This is a genomic window from Pseudomonas sp. RIT623 (assembly GCF_004519305.1).
GTDB lineage: Bacteria > Pseudomonadota > Gammaproteobacteria > Pseudomonadales > Pseudomonadaceae > Aquipseudomonas.
The window spans coordinates 1-15,687 of the sequence record NZ_SOZA01000009.1 but is presented as its reverse complement, the minus strand read 5'-3'; the positions used below and the strand labels follow the sequence as shown (position 1 = coordinate 15,687).

Annotated in this window: 18 protein-coding genes; all 18 read left to right on the top strand. The window is 64.1% G+C overall.

Features of this window, described 5'->3' with window-relative positions:
* Positions 1 to 93 precede the first annotated feature (93 nt).
* The 18 genes from fliE to flhB all read left to right on the top strand — a co-directional run bounded on the left by fliE (position 94) and on the right by flhB (position 15,570).
* Positions 94 to 426, top strand: a complete 333-nt coding sequence (fliE, locus tag E3U47_RS08745) for a flagellar hook-basal body complex protein FliE (RefSeq protein ID WP_104445083.1) — start codon at positions 94 to 96, stop codon at positions 424 to 426.
* 15 nt (positions 427 to 441) lie between these two features.
* Positions 442 to 2,220, top strand: coding sequence for a flagellar basal-body MS-ring/collar protein FliF (gene fliF / locus E3U47_RS08740; RefSeq protein ID WP_134690834.1), 1,779 nt, complete (start codon positions 442 to 444; stop codon positions 2,218 to 2,220).
* The gene (gene fliG / locus E3U47_RS08735) at positions 2,213 to 3,232 is read left to right on the top strand and encodes a flagellar motor switch protein FliG (protein ID WP_028692791.1); all 1,020 of its coding nucleotides are present in this window, start codon (positions 2,213 to 2,215) and stop codon (positions 3,230 to 3,232) included. Before fliF ends, fliG begins: the two co-directional genes overlap by 8 nt.
* 176 nt (positions 3,233 to 3,408) lie before the next feature.
* Positions 3,409 to 4,182 carry a flagellar assembly protein FliH gene (fliH, locus tag E3U47_RS08730; protein ID WP_134690832.1) on the top strand — a complete coding sequence of 258 codons (774 nt, stop codon included), beginning with the start codon at positions 3,409 to 3,411 and terminating at the stop codon, positions 4,180 to 4,182.
* Positions 4,172 to 5,527 carry a flagellar protein export ATPase FliI gene (fliI, locus tag E3U47_RS08725; protein WP_134690830.1) on the top strand — a complete coding sequence of 452 codons (1,356 nt, stop codon included), beginning with the start codon at positions 4,172 to 4,174 and terminating at the stop codon, positions 5,525 to 5,527. Before fliH ends, fliI begins: the two co-directional genes overlap by 11 nt.
* A gap of 6 nt (positions 5,528 to 5,533) precedes the next feature.
* Positions 5,534 to 5,986, top strand: a complete 453-nt coding sequence (gene fliJ, locus E3U47_RS08720) for a flagellar export protein FliJ (RefSeq protein ID WP_104445087.1) — start codon at positions 5,534 to 5,536, stop codon at positions 5,984 to 5,986.
* 214 nt (positions 5,987 to 6,200) lie between these two features.
* The gene (locus tag E3U47_RS08715) at positions 6,201 to 6,506 is read left to right on the top strand and encodes an STAS domain-containing protein (protein ID WP_023631003.1); all 306 of its coding nucleotides are present in this window, start codon (positions 6,201 to 6,203) and stop codon (positions 6,504 to 6,506) included.
* Positions 6,507 to 6,514: 8 nt separating this feature from the next.
* Positions 6,515 to 8,206, top strand: a complete 1,692-nt coding sequence (locus tag E3U47_RS08710; RefSeq protein ID WP_134690828.1) for a fused response regulator/phosphatase — start codon at positions 6,515 to 6,517, stop codon at positions 8,204 to 8,206.
* 95 nt (positions 8,207 to 8,301) lie between these two features.
* Complete coding sequence (locus tag E3U47_RS08705) at positions 8,302 to 8,598, top strand: Hpt domain-containing protein (protein ID WP_134691036.1); 297 nt, start codon at positions 8,302 to 8,304, stop codon at positions 8,596 to 8,598.
* A gap of 73 nt (positions 8,599 to 8,671) precedes the next feature.
* Positions 8,672 to 10,003, top strand: coding sequence for a flagellar hook-length control protein FliK (locus E3U47_RS08700; protein ID WP_134690826.1), 1,332 nt, complete (start codon positions 8,672 to 8,674; stop codon positions 10,001 to 10,003).
* Between the two features lie 160 nt (positions 10,004 to 10,163).
* Complete coding sequence (fliL, locus tag E3U47_RS08695; protein WP_134690824.1) at positions 10,164 to 10,661, top strand: flagellar basal body-associated protein FliL; 498 nt, start codon at positions 10,164 to 10,166, stop codon at positions 10,659 to 10,661.
* 10 nt (positions 10,662 to 10,671) lie between these two features.
* Complete coding sequence (gene fliM / locus E3U47_RS08690) at positions 10,672 to 11,640, top strand: flagellar motor switch protein FliM (protein WP_134690822.1); 969 nt, start codon at positions 10,672 to 10,674, stop codon at positions 11,638 to 11,640.
* A 46-nt stretch (positions 11,641 to 11,686) separates the two neighbouring features.
* Entirely contained in the window at positions 11,687 to 12,145 is a 459-nt protein-coding gene (gene fliN, locus E3U47_RS08685) for a flagellar motor switch protein FliN (RefSeq protein ID WP_134690820.1), read from the top strand.
* Complete coding sequence (fliO, locus tag E3U47_RS08680; RefSeq protein ID WP_372239495.1) at positions 12,146 to 12,595, top strand: flagellar biosynthetic protein FliO; 450 nt, start codon at positions 12,146 to 12,148, stop codon at positions 12,593 to 12,595.
* Positions 12,595 to 13,350: a flagellar type III secretion system pore protein FliP gene (gene fliP / locus E3U47_RS08675; RefSeq protein ID WP_134690818.1), complete on the top strand. Its 756-nt coding sequence runs from the start codon at positions 12,595 to 12,597 to the stop codon at positions 13,348 to 13,350. The genes fliO and fliP overlap by 1 nt, the downstream gene beginning before the upstream one ends.
* A 21-nt stretch (positions 13,351 to 13,371) precedes the next feature.
* The gene (gene fliQ, locus E3U47_RS08670) at positions 13,372 to 13,641 is read left to right on the top strand and encodes a flagellar biosynthesis protein FliQ (protein ID WP_023630488.1); all 270 of its coding nucleotides are present in this window, start codon (positions 13,372 to 13,374) and stop codon (positions 13,639 to 13,641) included.
* Between the two features lie 7 nt (positions 13,642 to 13,648).
* Positions 13,649 to 14,425 (top strand): flagellar biosynthetic protein FliR, encoded by a 777-nt coding sequence (gene fliR, locus E3U47_RS08665; protein WP_134690816.1) that lies wholly within the window; start codon positions 13,649 to 13,651, stop codon positions 14,423 to 14,425.
* Between the two features lie 2 nt (positions 14,426 to 14,427).
* On the top strand, positions 14,428 to 15,570 hold the full coding sequence (gene flhB / locus E3U47_RS08660; protein WP_134690814.1) for a flagellar biosynthesis protein FlhB: 1,143 nt from the start codon (positions 14,428 to 14,430) through the stop codon (positions 15,568 to 15,570).
* Positions 15,571 to 15,687: the final 117 nt, after the last annotated feature.

Sequence of the window (15,687 nt, the reverse complement as noted above, 5' to 3'; positions counted from 1 at the left end):
ATAGTCCCTGGGCTGGCTGGCACTCCTCTTGCTAGTTCCAGCTCATTCGCTGCATGAGTGTCAAAAAAATGCGGCCGCCGGAGAGAGAAGTCCATGACCCAAGGTGTTGAATTCAATCGTCTGATGTTGGACATGCGTGCCATGCAGGCCGATGCCATGTCCCTGCCCAAGGTGGCTGCCGCGCCCGAGTTGGCGCCAGGGCAGAGCAGTTTTGCCGACATGCTCGGCCAGGCCATTGGCAAGGTGCATGAGACGCAGCAGGCGTCCACCCAACTGGCCAATGCCTTCGAGATCGGCAAGAGCGGTGTCGACCTGACCGATGTGATGATTGCCTCGCAGAAAGCCTCCGTGTCGTTCCAGGCCCTGACCCAGGTGCGCAACAAGCTGGTACAGGCGTACCAGGACATCATGCAGATGCCGGTATAAGGGCGAGAGTGAGTCATGGCCGAAGCAGTCGTCGATAACGCCCCCGCCAAAAGTGGCCCGCCAGTCGCCAAGCCGCCGCTGTTCGGCATGGCGTTCCTGGAAAACATCTCGCAGATGCCCATGCTGCGTCAGGTTGGCCTGCTGGTCGGCCTGGCCGCGAGCGTGGCCATCGGCTTTGCCGTGGTGCTCTGGTCGCAGCAGCCGGACTACCGGCCGCTGTACGGCAGCCTGGCGGGCATGGACACCAAGCAGGTGATCGATACCCTGGCCTCGGCCGACATTCCCTACCGCGTGGAGCCCAACTCCGGCGCGCTGCTGGTCAAGGCCGACGACCTCTCCCGTGCGCGCCTGAAACTCGCCGCCGCCGGCGTGGCCCCCAGCGACGGCAACGTCGGCTTCGAGCTGCTCGACAAGGACCAGGGACTGGGTACCAGCCAGTTCATGGAAGCCACCCGCTACCGCCGTGGCCTGGAAGGCGAGCTGGCACGCACCGTTTCGAGCCTGAACAATGTCAAGGCCGCCCGCGTGCACCTGGCGATTCCGAAAAGCTCGGTGTTCGTCCGTGACGAACGCAAGCCCAGCGCCTCGGTGCTGGTCGAACTGTATCCGGGTCGCGCCCTGGAGGCTGGCCAGGTGATGGCCATCGTCAACCTGGTGGCGACCAGCGTGCCGGAACTGGACAAGTCCCAGGTGACCGTGGTCGACCAGAAAGGCAATCTGCTCTCCGACCAGTTGCAGGACACCGCCCTGACCATGGCCGGCAAGCAGTTCGACTATAGCCGCCGCATGGAAGGCCTGCTCACCCAGCGCGTGCACAACATCCTGCAACCGGTGCTGGGCAACGACCGCTATAAGGCCGAGGTGTCGGCCGATGTCGACTTCAGCGCCGTCGAGTCCACCTCCGAGCAGTTCAACCCGGACCAACCGGCCCTGCGCAGCGAGCAGTCGGTCAACGAACAGCGTGCCAGCAGCCAGGGTCCGCAGGGTGTGCCGGGCGCGCTGAGCAACCAGCCGCCGGCCGGCGCCTCCGCGCCCGAAAATGCCAAGGCCAGCGCCACCCCGGCCGGCGCCATCCAGCCTGGTCAGCCGCTGGTGGATGCCAACGGCCAGCAGATCATGGACCCGGCCACCGGCCAGCCAATGCTGGCTCCGTACCCGAGCGACAAGCGCCAGCAAAGCACCAAGAACTTCGAGCTGGACCGCTCCATCAGCCACACTCGCCAGCAGCAGGGTCGCCTGACCCGCCTGTCGGTGGCAGTGGTGGTGGACGACCAGGTCAAGCTGGACGCCGCCAGCGGCGAAGCCACCCGCACCCCATGGGGTGCCGAGGACCTGGCGCGCTTCACCCGCCTGGTGCAGGACGCGGTGGGCTTCGATGCCAGCCGCGGCGACAGCGTGACCGTGATCAACGTGCCGTTCGCCGCCGACCGTGGCGACGAGCTGGGCGACATTCCGTTCTACTCGCAGCCGTGGTTCTGGGACATCGTCAAGCAGGTGCTGGGCGTGCTGTTCATCCTGGTACTGGTGTTCGGCGTGCTGCGTCCGGTGCTCAACAACATCACAGGTGGCGGCAAGCAGGCGGCCACGGATAGCGACATGGAGCTGGGCGGCATGATCGGTCTGGATGGCGAACTGGCCAACGACCGCGTCAGCCTGGGTGGCCCGACAAGCATTCTGTTGCCAAGCCCGAGCGAGGGTTACGAGGCACAGCTCAACGCAATCAAGGGCCTGGTGGCCGAAGACCCGGGCCGCGTGGCCCAGGTCGTGAAAGAGTGGATCAACGCCGATGAGTGACAATCGAGCCATTACCGCCAAGCTGAGCCGCGTCGACAAGGCGGCCATCCTCCTGCTCTCGCTCGGCGAGACCGATGCCGCGCAGGTGCTGCGCCACATGGGGCCCAAGGAAGTGCAGCGGGTCGGTGTGGCCATGGCGCAGATGGGCAACGTCCATCGCGAGCAGGTCGAACAGGTGATGAGCGAGTTCGTCGAGATCGTCGGCGACCAGACCAGCCTGGGCGTCGGCTCCGACGGCTACATCCGCAAGATGCTCAACCAGGCGTTGGGCGAGGACAAGGCCAACGGCCTGATCGACCGTATCCTGCTCGGTGGCAACACCAGCGGCCTGGACAGCCTCAAGTGGATGGAGCCGCGCGCCGTGGCCGACGTCATCCGCTACGAGCACCCGCAGATCCAGGCCATCGTGGTCGCCTATCTCGACCCCGACCAGGCCGGCGAGGTGCTGAGTAATTTCGACCACAAGGTGCGCCTGGACATCGTCTTGCGCGTGTCGTCGCTCAACACCGTGCAGCCGGCGGCGCTCAAGGAACTGAACCAGATCCTCGAGAAGCAGTTCTCGGGCAACTCCAACGCCGCGCGTACCACCTTGGGTGGTATCAAGCGCGCCGCGGACATCATGAACTTCCTCGATAGCTCCGTGGAAGGTGCGCTGATGGACGCGATCCGCGAGATCGACAGCGACCTGTCGGAGCAGATCGAAGACCTGATGTTCGTCTTCAACAACCTGGCCGATGTCGACGACCGTGGTATCCAGGCGCTGTTGCGCGAGGTGTCCTCGGACGTGCTGGTGGTGTCGCTCAAGGGGGCCGACGAGCGGGTCAAGGACAAGATCTTCAAGAACATGTCCAAGCGTGCGTCCGAGCTGCTGCGCGACGACCTGGAGGCCAAGGGGCCGGTGCGGGTCAGCGACGTGGAAACGGCGCAGAAGGAAATCCTCACCATCGCCCGCCGCATGGCCGAGGCCGGCGAGATCGTGCTTGGCGGCAAGGGCGCCGAGGAAATGATCTGAGCCTGCGACTGGTGACGCTGTGGGAGCGGCCTTGTGTCGCGAAAGGGCTGCGCAGCAGCCCCGCGATCTTGATGCCAGCGCAAAATTGCCGGGGCTGCTTTGCAGCCCTTTCGCGACACAAGGCCGCTCCTACAGGGGGCGCGTTGCTTGCAGATGGCTTTTGAGTACCTGAAAACATGTCCACCACCGAACATCCTAGCGACCTGATCCGCGCCCGCGACCTCGAGGGCGTCGACGTGTGGGCGTTGCCCAGCTTCGATCCGCAGCCAGAACCTGAGCCTGAGCCCGAGCCGGAAGTCATCGAGGACGAAGTCGAAGAGGTGCCGCTGGATGAAGTCCAGCCACTGACCCTCGAGGAGCTCGAGGCCATCCGCCAGGAGGCCTACAACGAAGGCTTCGCCACCGGTGAGCGGGAGGGCTTCCACAGCACCCAGCTGAAGGTTCGCCAGGAGGCCGAAGTGGCCTTGGCGGCCCAATTGGCCAGCCTCGAGCAGGTCATGGGCCACTTGCTCGAGCCGATCGCCGAACAGGACACCCAGATCGAAAAGGCGCTGGTGCAACTGGTGGCGGGCATGACTCGCCAGGTCATCGGCCGCGAGCTGCGCGGCGACTCCAGCCAGATCACCCATGTCCTGCGTGAAGCGCTGAAACTGCTGCCGATGGGTGCCGACAATATCCGCATCCACCTCAACCCCCAGGACTTCGAGCTGGCCAAGGCCCTGCGCGAGCGTCACGAGGAAAACTGGAAGCTGCTCGAGGACGAGGCGCTGCTGCCAGGTGGCTGTCGCATCGAAACCGCCCATAGCCGCATTGACGCGACCATGGAAACGCGGATCGACAAGGCCATCGCGCAATTGTTCGACCAATCCCATGACCAGGCGCTGCACCCGGCGGCGCCGGACATCTCGGTCGAACTTCACGCCGCCCAGGATCAAGCCGATGCGCCTTGATCGCACCAGTTTCGGCAAGCGCCTGGACGGCTACGCCGACGCGGTGAAGCTGCCCGAGCAGCCGATCGTCGAAGGTCGCCTGCTGCGCATGGTCGGCCTTACCCTCGAGGCCGAAGGCTTGCGCGCGGCGGTGGGTAGCCGCTGCCTGGTGATCAACGACGACAGCTACCATCCGGTGCAGGTCGAGGCCGAGGTTATGGGCTTTGCCGGTAGCAAGGTGTTCCTCATGCCGGTCGGCAGTATCGTCGGCCTGGCGCCGGGTGCGCGAGTGGTGCCGCTGGACGACAGCGGTCGCCTGCCCATGGGCATGAGCATGCTTGGCCGGGTGCTCGATGGCGCCGGGCGCGCGCTGGACGGCAAGGGCGGCATGAAGGCCGAGGATTGGGTGCCGATGGATGGGCCAATCATCAACCCGCTCAATCGCGACCCGATCAGCCAGCCGCTGGACGTGGGCATCCGCAGCATCAACGGCCTGCTCACCGTTGGCCGTGGCCAGCGCCTGGGCCTGTTCGCCGGTACCGGTGTCGGTAAATCGGTGCTGCTGGGCATGATGACCCGCTTTACCGAGGCTGAGATCATCGTGGTTGGGCTGATCGGTGAACGGGGCCGCGAGGTCAAGGAGTTCATCGAGCACATCCTTGGCGAGGAGGGGCTCAAGCGTTCGGTGGTGGTGGCTTCGCCCGCGGACGACGCGCCGCTGATGCGGTTGCGCGCGGCCATGTACTGTACGCGAATTGCCGAGTATTTCCGCGACAAGGGCAAAAATGTCCTGTTGCTGATGGATTCGCTGACCCGTTTCGCCCAGGCCCAGCGCGAGATTGCCCTGGCCATCGGCGAGCCGCCGGCCACCCGTGGTTACCCGCCTTCGGTGTTCGCCAAGCTGCCCAAGCTGGTGGAGCGTGCCGGCAACGGCGAGCCGGGGGGCGGTTCGATCACGGCCTTCTACACGGTGCTGTCCGAAGGCGACGATCAGCAGGACCCGATCGCCGACTCGGCGCGGGGTGTGCTCGACGGTCACTTCGTGCTGTCTCGGCGCTTGGCCGAGGAAGGGCATTACCCCGCCATCGACATCGAGGCCTCGATCAGCCGGGTCATGCCCCAGGTGGTCGATCCGGACCATCTGCGCCAGGCGCAGAAGTTCAAGCAGTTGTGGTCGCGCCTGTCGCAGAGCCGCGACCTGATCAGCGTCGGTGCCTATGTGGCGGGTGGCGATCCGGAAACCGACCTGGCCATCGCCCTGCAGCCCAAGCTGGTGGACTTCCTGCGTCAGCGCCTGGATGAAAACGTCGGCATGGCGCAGAGCCGTGAAGAACTGGCCGCGGTGTTCGCGCCGCCGGCGGGCTGATAGGCCATGGCCCAGCCCAGCCGAGCCGCGCGCCTGGCGCCGGTGGTGGAGATGGCCGAGGAGGCTGAGCGCAAGGCTGCCCAGCGCCTGGGGCATTTCCAGAAGTTGCTCGGTGATGCCCAGGCCAAGCTGGCCGAGCTCGAGAGTTTTCGCGAGGCCTACCAGCAGCAGTGGATCAACCGAGGCTCGCAAGGGGTCGACGGTAACTGGCTGGTCAACTACCAGCGCTTCCTCGGGCAGCTGGAAACAGCGATGACCCAGCAGCGTCAAAGCATGGCCTGGCATCAGACCAACCTCAATAACGCGCGCAATACCTGGCAGCAGACCTATGCCCGGGTCGAAGGGTTGCGCAAGCTGGTGCAGCGGTATATGGACGAGGCGCGCCGGGCCGAGGACAAGCGTGAGCAGAAACTGCTCGACGAACTGTCCCAGCGCTTGCCGCGCCAAGGGCATATCTAGCGGCGCCCTTTGTCGGCGCAACTGCCTTGCTGATATTTCTCGATCTGGCGCGATCCCTGTGGGAGCGGACTTAGCCGCGAACACCGGCGCAGCCGGTGCCAGGCACGGTGTTGCCCGGTTCGCCAGCAAGGCTGGCTGCTACGGCTTGCGGGGTGCTTGGCTGGCTGCTAAACCTTCAGGAGTTGCATTCGCCATTATCGAAGGAATCGCTCGTATGGCAGTCGAAACTGATTTCTCACAGGACGGGAAAAAACTGACGATCAAGGTCAAGGGTCGTTTCGATTTCGGCAAGCATCAGGAGTTCCGGGACGCCTACGAGCGCCAGCGCCCGCGCCCGGACTCGGTGGTGGTCGACCTCAAGGAAGCGACCTATCTCGACAGCTCGGCGCTGGGGATGTTGTTGCTGCTGCGCGACCATGTCGGCGGCGAGGAGCCGGATATCCGCGTGGTCCACGCCAGCCCGGATGTGCGCAAGATCCTGGCCATTTCCAATTTCGAAAAACTGTTCGACATCAGTTGAGTGTCATCATGCCTGCCGAACAGGCGTTGACCGTGCTGGTGGCCGAGGACGGTGCCGCTGATCGCCTGTTGCTTGCGCAGATCGTCCGCCGTCAAGGCCATGAGGTGCTCACCGCGGAAAACGGCGAGCAGGCGGTTGCGCTGTTTGCCGAGCGGCGTCCGCAACTGGTGTTGTTGGACGCCCTGATGCCGGTGATGGACGGTTTCGAGGCGGCGCGGCGGATCAAGGCGTTGGCCGGCGAGGCGCTGGTGCCGATCATCTTTCTCACCTCGCTCAACGAGGAGCAGGCGCTGGTGCGTTGTCTCGAGGCCGGGGGCGATGACTTCATGGCCAAGCCCTACAGCGCGGTGATCCTCGGCGCCAAGATCCGCGCCATGGACCGCTTGCGCCGGCTGCAGGCCACGGTGCTCGAGCAGCGCGACCAGATTACCCGGCACCACCATCACCTGCTCAACGAGCAGCGGGTGGCCAAGGCGGTGTTCGACAAGGTCGCCCATGCCGGTTGCCTGAATGCCTCGAACATCCGCTACCTGCAATCGCCTTATGCGCTGTTCAATGGCGACCTGCTGCTGGCTGCGTTCACGCCGTCTGGCGACATGCATGTGCTGCTCGGCGACTTCACCGGCCACGGCCTGCCTGCCGCGGTGGGCGCCATGCCGCTGGCCGAGGTGTTCTACGGCATGACCGCCAAGGGCTACGGCCTGGTCGAGACATTGCGCGAGATGAATGCCAAGCTCAAGCGCATCCTGCCCGTGGACATGTTCTGTTGCGCGCTGTTGCTCAACTTGAGTTTCCAGCGCGCCACGGTCGAGGTTTGGAATGGCGGCATGCCCGATGGCTACCGCTTGTCCGCCGCGGGTGAGGTGCTGGCGGTGCTGCCTTCGCGGCATCTGCCGCTGGGCATCCTGAGTGCCGAGCAGTTCGACGACAGCACCGAGGTCATGCCGCTGGCGGCTGGCGAGCGGTTGTTCCTGTTGTCCGATGGCGTGGTCGATAGCGCGGATGCCCGGGAGCGGCTGTTCGGCGTCCAGCGCTTGCGTGAGGTGTTGGCGAGCAATCGCGAGCCGGCCTGCCTGTTCGACGAGGTCATGCAGGCGTTGGCGTGTTTCGGCGGCCAGGCGCGCGATGACATCAGCCTGTGCGATATTCGCATGCTCGGGCCTGGGCAGGTGGTCGCGCCGGCGGTGGTCTACTCCGACAGCGGGCGTTCCAGCCCGCTGGACTGGTCGCTGCGTTTCGAGTTGCGTGGCGAGAGTTTGCGGCGTTTCAACCCCGTGCCTTACCTGGTGCAACTGCTGCAGGAGATCCATGGCCTGCGGCCCAGCAGCGGCCGATTGCACAATGTGCTCAGCGAGTTGTACTCCAATGCCCTCGAGCACGGTGTGCTAGGGCTGAATTCACGGCTCAAGCGAGACGCGCAGGGGTTCGCGGAGTACTATCGCCAGCGCGCCGAGCGCTTGGCGGGGCCGCTCGCAGGCTTCGTCAGCATTGACTTGCGGGTGGAACCGCAGGGGGGCGGAGGGCGTCTGATGATTGAAGTCCGGGACAGTGGCAGCGGATTCGATGTGGCGCAGGTGCTGGCCGATAGTCCGGCTGACCGCGGTTTCAGCGGTCGAGGGCTGAGCCTGGTGCGACGCCTGGGGAGCCAGGCCCGCTGGTTGGAGGGTGGGCGGGTGGCGCAGGTGGAATTTGAATGGTGAATGGGTGCGGGCTCCGGTGTAATCAGGCTTGATCAGGGAGTGAGCAAGTGGACGTGAATATCGATCACAAGGTGCTGAGTGACCTTCAGGAGGTCATGGAAGATGGCTACCCGCAGTTGCTGGAAACCTTTCTGGAGGATTCCGAGCGGCGTCTGAGCCAGTTGCATGAGGCCAAGGATGCGAGTGAGCTCGGGATGGCGGCACACAGTTTCAAAGGTAGCAGCAGCAATATGGGTGCCATGGGGTTGGCTGCTCTGTGCCAGCAGCTTGAAGAGCGTGTGCGCCAGCAGCCACTGTACGGCATCGAGGACCTGATCAATCGCATCGATAAGGAATACCTTGAGGTGCAGCGCTTCTATCGTGACGAGCGACAACGAATTTCCGCGCAATAGCGAAAACTTGGCGCGAGTCTTGCTTTCCCTCCTCCAGATGTGATTTTTCAGTTTCTGGCGCGGAGACCTTTCAATGCCTGTCGCACCCAATCCATTGTTGCAAGCCGGCCTGCTGAGCAAGGCCCCTCGCCCGGCTGTCGGCGCTGCGGACAAGCCGCAGCAGGCGGCGCCCGAGCAGGGGGCCGGCTTCGACAAGGTCATGGCCAATCAGGGGCGTGACAGTGTGCCGGGGCGTGACGACAAGGCCGCGCCAGGCAAGAAACGTGACGCGGCGGAGCCTGCCGCCGACGGCAAGCCGGGCGGCAGCAGTGCGCCGACGGTTGCCGATGACGGCAAGCGCTTGCCATCCACTATCAAGCCGCTACCCGCCAGCGACAGCGACGACGGCGAAGCAACCGCGCCGCTCGACGCCAGCCTGGTGGCCGGGCAGGTAACCGATGCCCAACCGGGGGCGCAGTTGCTCCAGGCCCAGGCCGAGGCGGTGGCGCCGGTATTGCAGGCGGCGGTGCAGCTACCGCTGCAGCCGGCACCTGCGCCGGTAGCGCTCGGTGCGGTGGATGAGGCGGCGAAGACCGCGTTCGACCCTGATGCCGACCCGCTGGCCGACATGCCGACCCTGCGCCTGGCGCTCGAACAGGACGCCCAGGCCAAGGGCACGACCTCGGCCCATGCGGTAAGCCCGCGTAGTGAGCCTAGTCAGCAACCCGCCGACCCGACCAACGTTGCCGTCAATACCTTGGCGAATCTCGCTGGCAAGGGCGAAGCAGAGGCGGGGCATGCCGAGCACGGCGACAAGGCGTTCGCCGGCCTGCTCGACGACGGTCTCAAGGATATCAAGGGAGCCAGCAGCGATACGCGGGTCGATGACTTCGCCAATCGCCTGGCCAACCTCAGCCAGGCGGTGACCGCCAAGGTCGCCAACGCCGCACCGGTCAACCCGAGCCCGCTGCAGCAGCCGTTGGCGATGAACCAGGGGGCCTGGACCGAGGGTCTGGTCAACCGGGTGATGTACCTGTCCAGCCAGAATCTCAAGTCGGCGGACATCCAGCTTGAGCCTGCTGAGCTGGGGCGCCTGGACATTCGCGTCAATGTCGCGGCGGACCAGTCGACGCAGATTCACTTCGTCAGCGGTCACGCCGGTGTGCGTGATGCGCTCGACAGCCAGGTGCATCGTCTGCGCGAGTTATTCACCCAGCAGGGCCTGGCCCAGCCGGATGTCAGCGTCGCCGACCAGTCTCGCGGCCAGCAGCAACAGCAGGCGCAGCAGGGTGGTTCGAGCAACCTGTCGGGCGTCGCCGCGCGGCGTGCCGAGGCGGGTGCCGAGGGCGGCGAAGTGGCCGGTGCTGCGGGCCCGGTAGAGCAACAGATGGTGGTAGGCGACAGCGCGGTCGACTACTACGCCTGATGTTCCACGTCTTTGTGCCCACGCCCCTGCAGGAGCGGCCTTGCGCGACACCAGGCCGCTCCTGCAGGGGCGCGCAGTAAGCTTCTGACAAATCTGGCATAACACTTGCTCAAGCCACGTCATCCTTCTTTGAAACCGCGATGGACGACGGATTATTGGCATGGCGAAGAGCGACGCAGTGAAAGACCCCGCCACTAAAGGCAAACTCAAGCTGATCCTGCTGCTGGTGCTGGCCCTGCTCCTGGCGGTCGGTCTGTCGGTGGGCGCAACCTGGTTCTTCATGCATAAGAGCGAGTCGGCGCCCGCGGCAGATGCGGCCCAGAGCAACGTCAAGGCGGCGGCGATCTACGAGCCCCTGGCACCGGCCTTCGTGGTCAACTTCAACCAGAATGGCCGTCAGCGCTACATGCAGGTGAGCATCACCATGCAGGGGCGCAGCCAGGCTGACCTCGACGCGCTGAAAGTGCACATGCCGGTGATCCGCAACAACCTGGTGATGATGTTCTCCGGCCAGGGCTTCGATACTCTCGCCAGCAGCCCGGTCGGCCAAGAGATGCTGCGTCAGAAAGCCACCGCGGTGGTGCAGGAAGTGGCACAGAAAGAAGTCGGCAGGCCGGTCGTCGACCAACTGCTGTTCACCAATTTCGTATTGCAGTAGGAGCACATAGATGGCCGTGCAGGACCTGCTGTCCCAGGATGAGATCGACGCCCTGTTGCATGGGGTGGACGATGGGCTGGTACAAACCGAAAGTGCCGCCGAACCCGGCAGCATCAAGAGCTACGACCTGACCAGTCAGGATCGTATCGTCCGGGGGCGCATGCCGACCCTGGAAATGATCAACGAGCGGTTCGCCCGTTATACGCGCATCAGCATGTTCAACCTGCTGCGGCGCTCCGCCGACGTGGCGGTGGGCGGCGTGCAGGTGATGAAGTTCGGCGAGTACGTGCATTCGCTGTATGTGCCGACCAGCCTGAACCTGGTCAAGATCAAGCCGCTGCGCGGCACGTCGCTGTTCATCCTCGATGCCAAGCTGGTGTTCAAGCTGGTGGATAACTTCTTCGGTGGCGACGGGCGTCATGCCAAGATCGAGGGCCGTGAGTTCACCCCGACCGAGCTGCGCGTGGTGCGCATGGTCCTGGACCAGTGCTTCGTCGACCTCAAGGAAGCCTGGCAGGCGATCATGCCGGTCAACTTCGAGTACATCAACTCCGAGGTCAACCCGGCCATGGCCAACATCGTCGGGCCCAGCGAGGCGGTGGTGGTTTCGACCTTCCATATCGAGCTGGACGGCGGCGGCGGCGACCTGCACGTGACCATGCCCTACTCGATGATCGAACCGGTGCGTGAAATGCTCGATGCGGGCTTCCAGTCCGACCTGGACGACCAGGACGAGCGTTGGGTCAAGGCCCTGCGCGAGGACGTGCTGGACGTCAACGTGCCGGTCTCGGCCACGGTTGCCCGGCGCCAGCTCAAGCTGCGTGACATCCTGCACATGCAGCCGGGCGACGTGATCCCGGTGGAGCTCCCCGAGCACCTGGTGCTGCGCGCCAATGGCGTGCCGTCGTTCAAGGCGCGGCTGGGTTCGCACAAGGGCACCTTGTCGCTGCAGATCATCGACCCGATCGAACGCCGCTGACGGCGTGCCGGTCGCTCTAACGTATTGAATGCCTGTCGAGGAAATCATGGCTAACGAAAACGAGATCACTTCTCCCGAGGAACAGGCCCTGGCCGATGAGTGGGCCGCGGCCCTGGAAGAGACCGGTGATGCCGGTCAGTCCGACATCGACGCGCTGCTGGCTGCCGACGCCTCGGGTACCGGCCGCCTGCCGATGGAAGAGTTCGCCAGCTCGCCCAAGCCCAACGAGAACGTCAGCCTCGAAGGCCCGAACCTGGACGTGATCCTGGACATCCCGGTGAGCATCTCCATGGAAGTGGGCAGCACCGAGATCAGCATCCGCAACCTGCTGCAGCTCAACCAGGGGTCGGTGATCGAGCTCGATCGCCTGGCCGGCGAGCCGCTGGACGTGCTGGTCAACGGAACCTTGATCGCCCACGGCGAAGTGGTGGTGGTCAACGAGAAGTTCGGCATTCGCCTGACCGACGTGATCAGCCCCAGCGAACGTATCAAGAAGCTGCGCTGAGTGAAGGGCATGGTGCGGGCCTTCACGGCCCTGGTTACGCTGCTGTCCAGCGAGGTGGTGATCGCCGCCGAAGTCGCTGCCGTGCCGACCGCGGCGCCCGCGCCTGGCGGGCTGGGCGGGCAACTGGCGCAGATGGTCTTCGGCCTGTTGCTGGTGGTCGGCCTGATCTTCTTCCTGGCCTGGCTGCTGCGACGCATGCAAAGCTCGGTGCAGCGTGGCGCCCAGGTGATCGAGATCGTCGGCAGCCGCGCCATTGGCCCGCGTGATCGCTTGCTGCTGGTGCAGGTGGGCAAGGAGCAGATCCTCATCGGCCACACCCCAGGTAGTATCGAGGCCTTGCATGTGCTGGCCGAGCCTGTCGACGTGCCCGCCGGCGCCCGCCAGGCCGCGCCGGAATTCGCCCAGCGGCTGCTCGAGCTGATGGGCAAGGACCAGAAGGACAAGAAGTGATGAGCGGCGCACTGCGCATGTTGTTGACCCTGGCGCTGCTGCTGGCTGCGCCATTGGCCCTGGCCGCCGACCCGCTGTCGATTCCGGCCATCACCTTGTCCAATGGCGCGGACGGGCAGCAGGAATATTCGGTCAGCCTGCAGATCTTGCTGATCATGACGGCGCTGAGCTTCATTCCGGCGTTCGTCATCCTGATGACCAGCTTCACCCGCATCATCATCGTCTTCTCCATCCTGCGTCAGGCCCTGGGCCTGCAGCAGACGCCGTCGAACCAGGTGCTCACCGGCATGGCGCTGTTCCTGACCATGTTCATCATGGCGCCGGTGTTCGAGCGGGTGAACAAGGACGCGCTGCAGCCATACCTGGCTGAGCAGATGACCGCCCAGCAGGCCATCGACAAAGCTCAGGGGCCGCTGAAGGAGTTCATGCTGACGCAGACCCGGCAAAGCGACCTGGACATGTTCATGCGCCTGTCCAAGCGCACCGACATCGCCGGACCCGAGCAGGTGCCGCTGACCATCCTGGTGCCAGCGTTCGTCACTTCGGAGCTCAAGACCGCGTTCCAGATCGGCTTCATGATCTTCATCCCGTTCCTGATCATCGACATGGTGGTCGCCAGTGTGCTGATGGCCATGGGTATGATGATGCTGTCGCCGTTGATCATCTCGTTGCCGTTCAAGATCATGCTGTTCGTCCTGGTCGATGGCTGGGCGCTGATCATGGGTACCCTGGCCGGCAGTTTCGGCGGTGTCTGACGCCGTCAAGGAGAGCTTCGCATGACACCTGAAGTCGCCGTCGACCTGTTCCGCGACGCCTTGTGGCTGACTACCTTGATGGTGGCCGTGCTGGTTGTGCCGAGCCTGCTTATCGGCCTGGTGGTGGCGATGTTCCAGGCGGCCACGCAGATCAACGAACAGACCCTGAGCTTCCTGCCGCGCCTGCTGGTGATGCTGATCACCCTGATCGTCGCCGGGCCCTGGCTGGTGCAGAAGTTCATGGAGTACTTCATCGGCCTGTACACCAGCATTCCGCAGCTGATCGGTTGATGCCGCCATGCTGGAGCTGACCGACACACAGATCGGTACCTGGGTCGCCACCTTCATCCTGCCGTTGTTCCGGGTGATGGCGGTGTTGATGACCATGCCGATCTTCGGCACCAAGATGTTGCCGGCGCGGGTGCGCCTGTATGCCGCCGTGGCGATCACCGTGGTGATCGTGCCGGGCCTGCCGCCGTTGCCTGAAGTCGACCCGCTGAGCCTGCGCGGCATGTTGCTGTGCGCCGAGCAGGTCATCGTTGGTGCGTTGTTCGGTTTCTCCCTCCAGTTGCTGTTCCAGGCGTTCGTCATCGCCGGACAGATCATCGCCGTGCAGATGGGCATGGCGTTCGCCTCCATGGTCGACCCGGCCAATGGTGTCAACGTCACGGTAATCAGCCAGTTCATGACCATGTTGGTCAGCGTGCTGTTTTTGCTGATGAACGGCCACCTGGTGGTGTTCGAGGTGTTGACCGAGAGCTTCACCACCTTGCCGGTGGGCAATGCCTTGGTGGTGGGTCACTTCTGGGAAATGGCCGGGCGCCTGAGCTGGGTGCTGGGGGCGGCGTTGCTGCTGATCCTGCCGGCCATCGCCGCGCTGCTGGTGGTCAACATCGCCTTCGGCGTGATGACCCGGGCCGCGCCGCAGTTGAACATCTTCTCCATTGGCTTCCCGCTGACCCTGGTGCTGGGCATGGGCATTTTCTGGGTTGGCCTGGCCGATATCCTTTCCCACTACCAGGCACTGGCCAGCGAAGCGCTGCAGTGGCTGCGTGAACTGGCACGGGCACGCTGAGCATGGCAGAAAGCGAGAGCGGTCAGGACAAGACAGAGGAACCCACCGAGAAGCGCAAGCGCGACTCGCGCGAGAAAGGTGAGGTTGCCCGGTCCAAGGAGCTCAATACCGTCGCGGTGACCTTGGCGGGGGCGGGTGGGCTATTGGCCTTCGGCGGCTACCTGGCCGAGACGCTGATGACGTTGATGCGCATGAATTTCAGCCTGACCCGCGAGGTGATCGTCGATGAGCGGAGCATGGGGGCGTTCCTGCTGGCCTCGGGCAAGATGGCGATCTGGTCGGTGCAGCCGATCCTGATCCTGTTGTTCGTCATCTCTTTCGTCGCGCCCATTGCCTTGGGTGGCTTCCTGTTCTCCGGGAGTCTGCTGCAGCCGAAGTTCAGTCGCATGAACCCGCTGTCGGGGATCAAGCGGATGTTCTCGATGAATGCGCTGACCGAGCTGCTCAAGGCGGTGGCCAAGTTCATCATGATCTTGATGGTGGCGTTGCTGGTACTGGCCAGCGACCGCGAGGCGTTGCTGGCAATCGCCAACGAGCCCATGGAGCAGGCGATCATCCATGCTGTCCAGGTGGTGGGTTGGAGTGCCTTGTGGATGGCGGCTGGGTTGTTGCTGATCGCGGCGATCGACGTGCCGTACCAGCTGTTCCAGACGAACAAGAAAATGAAGATGACCAAGCAGGAAGTGAAGGACGAATACAAGGACAGCGAGGGCAAGCCTGAGGTCAAGCAGCGGATCCGGCAGTTGCAGCGTGAGATGTCGCAGCGGCGGATGATGGCGGCGGTGCCGGATGCGGACGTGATCATCACCAACCCGACCCACTATGCGGTGGCCTTGCAGTACGACCCCGAGAAGGGTGGTTCGGCGCCGTTGCTGCTGGCCAAGGGCACGGATTTCATGGCTTTGAAGATTCGCGAGATCGGGGTGGAGCACAAGGTACAGATTCTCGAGTCGCCTGCCCTGGCGCGGGCGATCTACTATTCCACCGAGCTTGAGCAGGAGATTCCGGCGGGGCTTTACCTGGCGGTGGCGCAGGTGTTGGCTTATGTGTTCCAGATTCGGCAGTATCGGGCGGGGAGGGGTAAGGCGCCTGATCCGTTGAACAAGGATTTGCCGATTCCTGAGGATTTGCGGCGGGATAGTTGAGGTTGTTGGTTGTTTTGCGAGTTGTATGCGCATTCATTGGCGATGTCGACGCATAGTCACCTTTCCGCCCTTGCGGCGGGTCCCTTTTTGAAGGATCTGTAGAGACCGGACACATGG

Bases quoted from the DNA above. Each gene is read 5' to 3' on its own strand.
- fliE (WP_104445083.1), top strand. From the start codon at position 94: ATGACCCAAGGTGTTGAATTCAATCGTCTGATGTTGGACATGCGTGCC.
- fliF (WP_134690834.1), top strand. From the start codon at position 442: ATGGCCGAAGCAGTCGTCGATAACGCCCCCGCCAAAAGTGGCCCGCCA.
- fliG (WP_028692791.1), top strand. From the start codon at position 2,213: ATGAGTGACAATCGAGCCATTACCGCCAAGCTGAGCCGCGTCGACAAG.
- fliH (WP_134690832.1), top strand. From the start codon at position 3,409: ATGTCCACCACCGAACATCCTAGCGACCTGATCCGCGCCCGCGACCTC.
- fliI (WP_134690830.1), top strand. From the start codon at position 4,172: ATGCGCCTTGATCGCACCAGTTTCGGCAAGCGCCTGGACGGCTACGCC.
- fliJ (WP_104445087.1), top strand. From the start codon at position 5,534: ATGGCCCAGCCCAGCCGAGCCGCGCGCCTGGCGCCGGTGGTGGAGATG.
- E3U47_RS08715 (WP_023631003.1), top strand. From the start codon at position 6,201: ATGGCAGTCGAAACTGATTTCTCACAGGACGGGAAAAAACTGACGATC.
- E3U47_RS08710 (WP_134690828.1), top strand. From the start codon at position 6,515: ATGCCTGCCGAACAGGCGTTGACCGTGCTGGTGGCCGAGGACGGTGCC.
- E3U47_RS08705 (WP_134691036.1), top strand. From the start codon at position 8,302: ATGGAAGATGGCTACCCGCAGTTGCTGGAAACCTTTCTGGAGGATTCC.
- E3U47_RS08700 (WP_134690826.1), top strand. From the start codon at position 8,672: ATGCCTGTCGCACCCAATCCATTGTTGCAAGCCGGCCTGCTGAGCAAG.
- fliL (WP_134690824.1), top strand. From the start codon at position 10,164: ATGGCGAAGAGCGACGCAGTGAAAGACCCCGCCACTAAAGGCAAACTC.
- fliM (WP_134690822.1), top strand. From the start codon at position 10,672: ATGGCCGTGCAGGACCTGCTGTCCCAGGATGAGATCGACGCCCTGTTG.
- fliN (WP_134690820.1), top strand. From the start codon at position 11,687: ATGGCTAACGAAAACGAGATCACTTCTCCCGAGGAACAGGCCCTGGCC.
- fliP (WP_134690818.1), top strand. From the start codon at position 12,595: ATGAGCGGCGCACTGCGCATGTTGTTGACCCTGGCGCTGCTGCTGGCT.
- fliQ (WP_023630488.1), top strand. From the start codon at position 13,372: ATGACACCTGAAGTCGCCGTCGACCTGTTCCGCGACGCCTTGTGGCTG.
- fliR (WP_134690816.1), top strand. From the start codon at position 13,649: ATGCTGGAGCTGACCGACACACAGATCGGTACCTGGGTCGCCACCTTC.
- flhB (WP_134690814.1), top strand. From the start codon at position 14,428: ATGGCAGAAAGCGAGAGCGGTCAGGACAAGACAGAGGAACCCACCGAG.